The organism is bacterium (genome assembly GCA_029210545.1).
Taxonomy (GTDB): Bacteria; BMS3Abin14; BMS3Abin14; order BMS3Abin14; family BMS3Abin14; genus JARGFV01.
This window is the reverse complement of record JARGFV010000022.1, coordinates 23,342-30,110: the sequence shown is the minus strand read 5'-3', so window position 1 is coordinate 30,110 and position 6,769 is coordinate 23,342. Positions and strand designations below refer to the sequence as shown.

7 protein-coding genes are annotated in these 6,769 nt (G+C 58.2%); all 7 read right to left on the bottom strand.

Annotated features, from left to right (window positions below; translation table 11 throughout):
• Window positions 1-371 precede the first annotated feature (371 nt).
• Complete coding sequence (locus P1S46_04015) at window positions 372-734, bottom strand: aspartate 1-decarboxylase (protein ID MDF1535653.1); 363 nt, start codon at window positions 732-734, stop codon at window positions 372-374.
• A gap of 366 nt (window positions 735-1,100) precedes the next feature.
• Complete coding sequence (gene panC, locus P1S46_04010; GenBank protein ID MDF1535652.1) at window positions 1,101-1,952, bottom strand: pantoate--beta-alanine ligase; 852 nt, start codon at window positions 1,950-1,952, stop codon at window positions 1,101-1,103.
• Between the two features lie 245 nt (window positions 1,953-2,197).
• Window positions 2,198-2,998 carry a 3-methyl-2-oxobutanoate hydroxymethyltransferase gene (panB, locus tag P1S46_04005; protein MDF1535651.1) on the bottom strand — a complete coding sequence of 267 codons (801 nt, stop codon included), beginning with the start codon at window positions 2,996-2,998 and terminating at the stop codon, window positions 2,198-2,200.
• Between the two features lie 174 nt (window positions 2,999-3,172).
• Window positions 3,173-3,811, bottom strand: coding sequence for a deoxynucleoside kinase (locus P1S46_04000; protein MDF1535650.1), 639 nt, complete (start codon window positions 3,809-3,811; stop codon window positions 3,173-3,175).
• 24 nt (window positions 3,812-3,835) lie between these two features.
• On the bottom strand, window positions 3,836-4,396 hold the full coding sequence (folK, locus tag P1S46_03995) for a 2-amino-4-hydroxy-6-hydroxymethyldihydropteridine diphosphokinase (GenBank protein MDF1535649.1): 561 nt from the start codon (window positions 4,394-4,396) through the stop codon (window positions 3,836-3,838).
• A 10-nt stretch (window positions 4,397-4,406) separates the two neighbouring features.
• Complete coding sequence (locus P1S46_03990; GenBank protein ID MDF1535648.1) at window positions 4,407-5,573, bottom strand: LL-diaminopimelate aminotransferase; 1,167 nt, start codon at window positions 5,571-5,573, stop codon at window positions 4,407-4,409.
• 137 nt (window positions 5,574-5,710) lie between these two features.
• Window positions 5,711-6,514: a 4-hydroxy-tetrahydrodipicolinate reductase gene (gene dapB, locus P1S46_03985; protein MDF1535647.1), complete on the bottom strand. Its 804-nt coding sequence runs from the start codon at window positions 6,512-6,514 to the stop codon at window positions 5,711-5,713.
• Window positions 6,515-6,769 lie beyond the last annotated feature (255 nt).

Here is a 6,769-nt window from a genome sequence, read left to right as displayed (position 1 = left end):
CGACCGGCGCAAGAGCCCGGGTTTCACCACGGAGGCACGGCTTGTCACGCCATAGCTCGAAGAGCGACGGCGGAAGAAAATCGGAGGAAACCGGAAAGATGGGGTTCTGCCCGCGCTGCGCCAAGGCCCGATAGAGCCTGAACCACAGCTCAGCCATTGCCAGGCTGAACCACAGGGTGACACAGAGTTAGAATGAAAACATTGAAGGTGGTTTTAAGGATCTGACCTTGGTTTATTGCTCTACCTTGTGGAAACCTGCCTGCCACGGCGTAGTCACGCCCTTTGTGTGACGAAGACGGGTGGAGCGGCCTTCAGCCGGCCGCGCTGTGGTTAACCGATTTTAAGAACAAAAGTCATACGGCCGGTAGCTGTCAGCTGTCTTTCACATCGACGATGGCGTTCTTGCCGTCCACGTAGACCAGGGACGGTTTGTGGCTGGCGGCGTCCCTTGCGTCCACCTGGACGAAGCAGGCCACGATGATCATATCCCCGCGCCTGGCTTTGTGCGCCGCGGCTCCGTTGATGACCATCTCGCCGCCTCCGCGCTTACCGATGATCGTGTAGGTCTCGAACCGTTCGCCGTTGGTGATGTTCCAGATATGGACCTGGGCGAAGGGCGGTATCCTGGCGGCGTCCAGAAGATCCTGGTCGATGGTGATGGACCCCTCGTATTCGAGGTTGGCGTCGGTGACCGTGGCCCGGTGGATCTTTCCTGCCAGCATGTTGTATTTCATCCTAACTCTCCTGTTGATAGGGCTGAAAGTCCGTGCGGGACTTTCAGCTGACGGAAAGGAAAAAGCGGGGTTTTTCCTTTCCTCACGTAGACTGCTGATAATCGCCAAAGTCTGTGCGAGACTTTGGCTCAACGGAAAGGAAAAAGCGGGGTTTTTCCTTTCCTCACGGAGACTGCTGATAATCACCAAAGTCTGTGCGAGACTTTGGCTCAACGGAAAGGAAAAAGCGGGGTTTTTCCTTTCCTCACGGATCGCTGACATACTTGGCCGTCATCGATCCGGGCGCCTTTCCCAGGCGCGGCTGCTTTTGCCGGTCATCGATCCGGGCGCCTTTCCCAGGCGCGATGACAATTATTGGCGTAATGATCAACCGTCTTCCAGCAGCACAGTGTTGTCAATAAGTCTCGCAGGTCCCACCCTGACCGCCATGGCCAGTAAGGCGGGCTTATCAATAGCATCTATCGGTGCGAGGGTTTCAGCGTCAACCACGTTGACGTAGTCGATGGTCAGCAGGGGCTGCTCATCGATCATCTCGATCACCTTTTTCTTGATAACGGATGGATCCATGATCCCTTCGGCAACCATCTCCCTGGCGATCTCCAGGGAACGGGACAGGGCGAGAGCGCTCTCCCGTTCACGCGCGGACAGGTAAGCGTTGCGGCTGCTCATGGCCAGCCCGTCCGGCTCCCTGACCGTCGGCAGCCCGATGACTTCGACGTCCATGTCGAGATCGGCCGCCATCCTCCTGATGACCAGATACTGCTGGTAGTCCTTGAGCCCGAAATAGGCCCGGTGGGGCCGCGTGATGTTGAAAAGCTTGTTGACCACGGTGGTGACCCCGTCGAAATGCCCGGGCCGGGACGCGCCGCAAAGGTTATCCGTCAATGCCGCCACAGAAACGGTGGTGGCGCTGCCGTCCGGGTACATCTCTTCCACGGTCGGTGTGAAAAGGACGTCGCATCCAACCTCCCTGAGCATGGAGGTGTCCTCTTCCAGGTCCCTCGGATAGGCGTCGTAATCCTCGTTCGGGCCGAACTGGGTGGGGTTGACGAAGATGCTGACCACGAGGGCATGGTTGTCATTGCGCGCCCGGCGCATGAGGCTCAGGTGCCCTTCGTGGAGGTAGCCCATGGTGGGGACGAACCCGATCCGGTCGCCTTCGTCGCGGAGGCGGGAGGAGTGGGCCAGCATTTGGCTTATCGTCGTTATTATCTTCATAAGTAACTCAATTTCACATTTCACATTTCACGCAATAATCTACTGGCCGAGTTATCCTTGAAATTTGAATTTTGATGGACTCGCAAAAGGTCCATCAACGCACCCCGCGTGGGGTGCCCAAATCAATGACTCACTCCGTAAGTCATTGATTTGTAAGGAAAGGGAAAACGACGCTTTTCCCTTTCCGTGGAGCAAAAAGTCCCGGATTGGACTTTTTGCGACCCTGTCAATTTTGAAATATGAAATTATTCATATGAATGCTTTTCCTCGGGAAACGTCCCTTCGGTCACTTCCTCAACGTATTTCTTGAGGGCCTTTTCCATCTCGGCCCCGATCTCGGCGTAACGCTTCACGAACTTCGGCACGAACCGGTCGTAGATGCCGAGAAGGTCGTTCATGACCAGGACCTGGCCGTCGCAGTGCGGACCGGCCCCGATGCCGATAGTAGGGATGGACAACCGCTCCGTGACCTGACGCGCCGCTTCGGTGGGGATACCCTCAAGAACGACGCTGTATGCTCCGGCTTCCTGAACGGCCCTGGCATCGTCGAGAAGTACCCTGAGCCCATCTTCCCCCCGTCCCTGGATCCGGTAACCTCCCATCTGGTGGACCGACTGGGGCGTCAGCCCCACGTGGCCCATGACCGGTATCCCCCTCGATACGAGGTGATTGATTGTCTCGGCCATGATCACGCCGCCTTCCAGTTTTACAGTATGGGCCGGGGTCTCTTTCAGGAAACGGGCGGCGTTATTAAAGGCAGTCCCAGGGTCGGACTGGTATGAACCGAAGGGCATGTCCGCCACCAGGAGGGCCCGTTGACAGCCCCTTCCGGCAGCCCGGGTGTGGTGCAGCATCTCTTCCATGGTGACTGGCACCGTCGTGTCATACCCCAGAACGACCTGGGCAAGCGAGTCACCCACCAGGATGATCTGGGCTCCCGAGCGGTCCGCGTAAAGGGCGCTGGGATAATCGTAGGCGGTGACCATGGCGATGCGCTGCCGGCCCTTCATGCCTTTGACTGTGTTGACGGTTATCTGCTCATCCATTGTCGTATCGGTGATCCGTGATTAGTGATCCGTGATTGGTAAAGCTCTATTATTCATGCTTCTACTGATCACGAGTCACTGGTCACCAATCACTGCTCCCAATAAAAAATCCCCGTGCACAGACGGGGACGACTGCCGGATGGCAGCGTTTCGATCTTCCCCGTCCCGGTCCGATCAGGCGGATCCGAGCGGCACGTAAAATTGAACCCCCTTTTTCATCCGTCGGATCTCCCGGACCAGGTCCTGGAAGTCTTCGGGTCTCCTGACAAAGTCCACCTCGGCGGTGTTGATGATCAGGAGCGGGGTCTCGCTGTAATTGAAAAAAAACCGGTTGTACCCTTCATTGACAGCCTCAATGTACTCTCGGCTGATCTCTCTTTCAAAGCTGCGCCCCCTCATCCTGATGCGCTGCTGGAGCACCTCGGGGGGGGACTGCAGGTAGATGACCAGGTCGGGTTTCGGGATCCTCTGGTCCAGCAGTGAATAAATCTGCTGATAGAGGGCCAGTTCGTCACCGTCCAGGTTCACCGACGCGAAGATCCTGTCCTTTGCAAAGAGGTAATCGCAGATGACGCTCTGGCTGAACAGCTCCTGCTGGGCCAGTTCTCTTTGCTGCTGATATCTGCTGAGGAGAAAGAACATCTGGGTCTGAAAGGCAAAACCTGCCGGGTTCGTGTAGAATTTCGGGAGGAAAGGGTTTTCAGCCGCCTTTTCCAGGATGACCCTTGACGCAAACACCTCACCGAGCATCTGAACCAGGCTCGTCTTGCCGACCCCGATGGGTCCCTCAACGACGATATACCTCTTGTCCATCATTTTGTCATTGCCCAACCTTAATTATAGTTTCTTCGGCGAAGGTTGGTCAAGGCCCAGCACCGGCTTTCCGGACGTCAAAGCTTCAAGAGTGCCCAGACGTTTTACCGCCTGTTCGCGAGCAGACCTTTCAAGACCGGCGGCTATCTGTGCCGCTGTCCGGCCTGTGCCGGGGATCGGAAGGCTTCCCTCCAGCTCCGCCAGCGGTACCATGACGAACCTTCTGCCGGTCATACGCGGGTGGGGGAGGATCAGATCCGGTTCTTCCATCCGCTCGTCACCAAAAAGCAGGAGGTCAAGGTCCATGACCCTCGGCTCTGCCTTTCCAGGCGTCCGCTCCCTGCCGAGCTCCTTTTCCAGCCGGAGGACCGCCTTGAGAAGTTCTCCGGCTGTCAACGCGGTCTCGATCCTGGCGACAGCGTTGATGAACAATCCCCCCCCGACCTCGACGGGGGCGGTTTCGTACAGGGAGGAGAGGTCCGTCACCCTTGTTGTCTCCAGAGACGACAGCCCCTCCACGGCCCTGGACATGAACAGCATTCTGTCCCCGGCATTGCTGCCCAGGCCGATCCATGCCGTTATCACATCCCTGCCGTTACCAATCGACGTTCTTGACGCGGAGGAGCGCCTCCGCCAGCCTGTCCTCGTCCACGGTGAGGGAAATGCGGAAGTAGCCTTCACCGTGCTTTCCGAATCCATTGCCGGGAGTGAGCGCGACACCTGTCTCCCTCAGGATCCGTCCGACGAATTCGGCCGAGGACAGGCCTCCTGGTGTTTTCACCCACATGTAGAAGGAGGCTTTGGGCACCTGGAAGGAAAAGCCGGCTTCTGAAAGCATCTCGCAGGCCAGGTCCCGCCTCGACTGGTAAACTTTCCGCAGTTCGGCGACAGGCCCCTGATCGGCCTGCAGGGCCTCGATCCCGGCCTCCTGGACAGCCTGGAAGATACCCGAATCGATGTTGGTCTTGATCCGTCCGATGGCGGCTACGGCGTCGGCATTGCCGCACACCCACCCGATGCGCCACCCCGTCATGTTGTACGTTTTGGAGAGGGAATGGAACTCGATGCCGACCTCGGCCGCGCCGTCAAGTTCGAGAAAGCTCATGGGAGCCTGATCGTCATAGTATACTTCGGTGTAGGCGGCATCGTGGCAGATCAGGATGTTGTGCTGCCTGGCGAAGGCGATCGCCATTTCGTAAAAATCACGACCGGCCACGGCGGAGGTGGGGTTGTTCGGATAGTTCAGGAACATGAGTTTCGCCCGCTCCAGGACATCGGCGGGGATGGCGTCGAACTCGGGCAGGAACGAGTTCTTCTCCAGAAGGGGCATGATGTGGGCCTCGCCGCCGGCGAAAAGGGTCCCGATGCTGTAAACAGGATAACCGGGATCCGGGCACAGGACCACGTCTCCCGGGTTCACGAAGGCCAGAGGTGTGTGTGCGATCCCTTCCTTGGATCCGATGAGGGAAACCACCTCCGTGGCTGGATCGAGGGTAACGTTGAAACGGCTCGCATACCACCCGGCTACCGCCTGGCGAAAGGAAAGCATCCCCTCGTAGCTCGGATACCGGTGGTGTACGGGGTTGTCCACCGCCCTTTTGAGCCTGTCGATGATGTGGGCCGGGGTCGGAAGGTCCGGATCTCCGACACCGAGACTGATGATGTCGATCCCCCTGGCAGCCACCTCGGCCTTCATCCGGTCCAGTTCGGCGAAGAGGTACGGGGGGAGGCTCTTTAAGCGATCGGCCTGTTCAATTTTCAACGTGTTCCTCCTGGTAGTCTATTACTTGCCTGGTGTGGGGGTCTGGGGGTGAGGGGGTATGGGAGAATGAATCCTAGACTGTCCCTGTCACATTACTCCGTTACTCCCATACCTCCATACATCCATACCTGGGCCTGTCATTTCAGGCCCAGAACGTCCGCCATGGAATATAGTCCTGGTGCCCGGTCCGCCACCCACAGGGCGGCGCGTACGGCACCGCGGGCAAAGTTGTCCCGGCTGTGGGCGCGGTGGGTCAGTTCGATCCTCTCCCCCGTCCCGGCCAGGAGCAGTGTGTGCTCCCCGACGATGTCCCCGGCTCGAACGGTCTGGATGCCGATCTCCTCCACGGTCCTTTCCCCGATCATTCCATGTCTCGCGTAAACAGCCTGTTTCTCCAGATCCCTTCCCAGGGCTTCGGCCACGATCTCCGCCAGGCGAAGGGCCGTACCGCTGGGAGCGTCCTTTTTCATCCGATGGTGTGCTTCGATGATCTCAACGTCGTAATCATCTCCCAGGGCTGCCGCCGCGGTGGCAGCCAGCTGAAAGAGCAGGTTAACCCCGACGCTCATGTTGGGCGCGAAAACAGTGGGGGTGCGTCCGGCAAAAATGGCCAGTGCTTCCTTCTGCTCTCCGTTAAGGCCAGTGGTGCCGATGACAGCGCAAATCCCCGCCTCGGCGCACGTTTCGAGGTTCCTCAGGGTGGCTTCCGGGGTCGTGAAATCGATGAGGACATCCACGTCATCCGGCAGATCCTCGAACCGCGAGGTGACTCGTACGGGCGGAGCTTCGGAACCTCCCCGTCGAACAAGGGCCTGTCCCAGTTGAGGGTGGCCTTCCCGCTCAAGGGCTCCGGCCAGTTCGATCCCGGGGGTGGAGTCGATGAAGCCGATGACGGCTGTACCCATGCGGCCGAAAGCGCCCGCAACAATTGCTCTGATCATAGTTTTCTCTCAATCTTCAATTTTCGGATCTTCCGGTTAATGCGTACCTGGATGTTGCCACTCCAGATTCCCAAAGCGGATTCACCACAGAGGTCACCGAGGTCACAGAGGAAACCAACGATCCTTCCCCACACCTGACCTTTCCCATTCGGGAAAGGTATTTCTTCGCAATCGGCAATGGATAATGCCATCCCGTCCTCTTGGCTTTTCCGCAATGCTCCTTCGCTCCCATGCACCCTTGCTCCCTGGGTTCTT

Bases quoted from the DNA above. Each gene is read 5' to 3' on its own strand.
- P1S46_04015 (MDF1535653.1), bottom strand. From the start codon at position 734: ATGAAATACAACATGCTGGCAGGAAAGATCCACCGGGCCACGGTCACC.
- panC (MDF1535652.1), bottom strand. From the start codon at position 1,952: ATGAAGATAATAACGACGATAAGCCAAATGCTGGCCCACTCCTCCCGC.
- panB (MDF1535651.1), bottom strand. From the start codon at position 2,998: ATGGATGAGCAGATAACCGTCAACACAGTCAAAGGCATGAAGGGCCGG.
- P1S46_04000 (MDF1535650.1), bottom strand. From the start codon at position 3,811: ATGGACAAGAGGTATATCGTCGTTGAGGGACCCATCGGGGTCGGCAAG.
- dapB (MDF1535647.1), bottom strand. From the start codon at position 6,514: ATGATCAGAGCAATTGTTGCGGGCGCTTTCGGCCGCATGGGTACAGCC.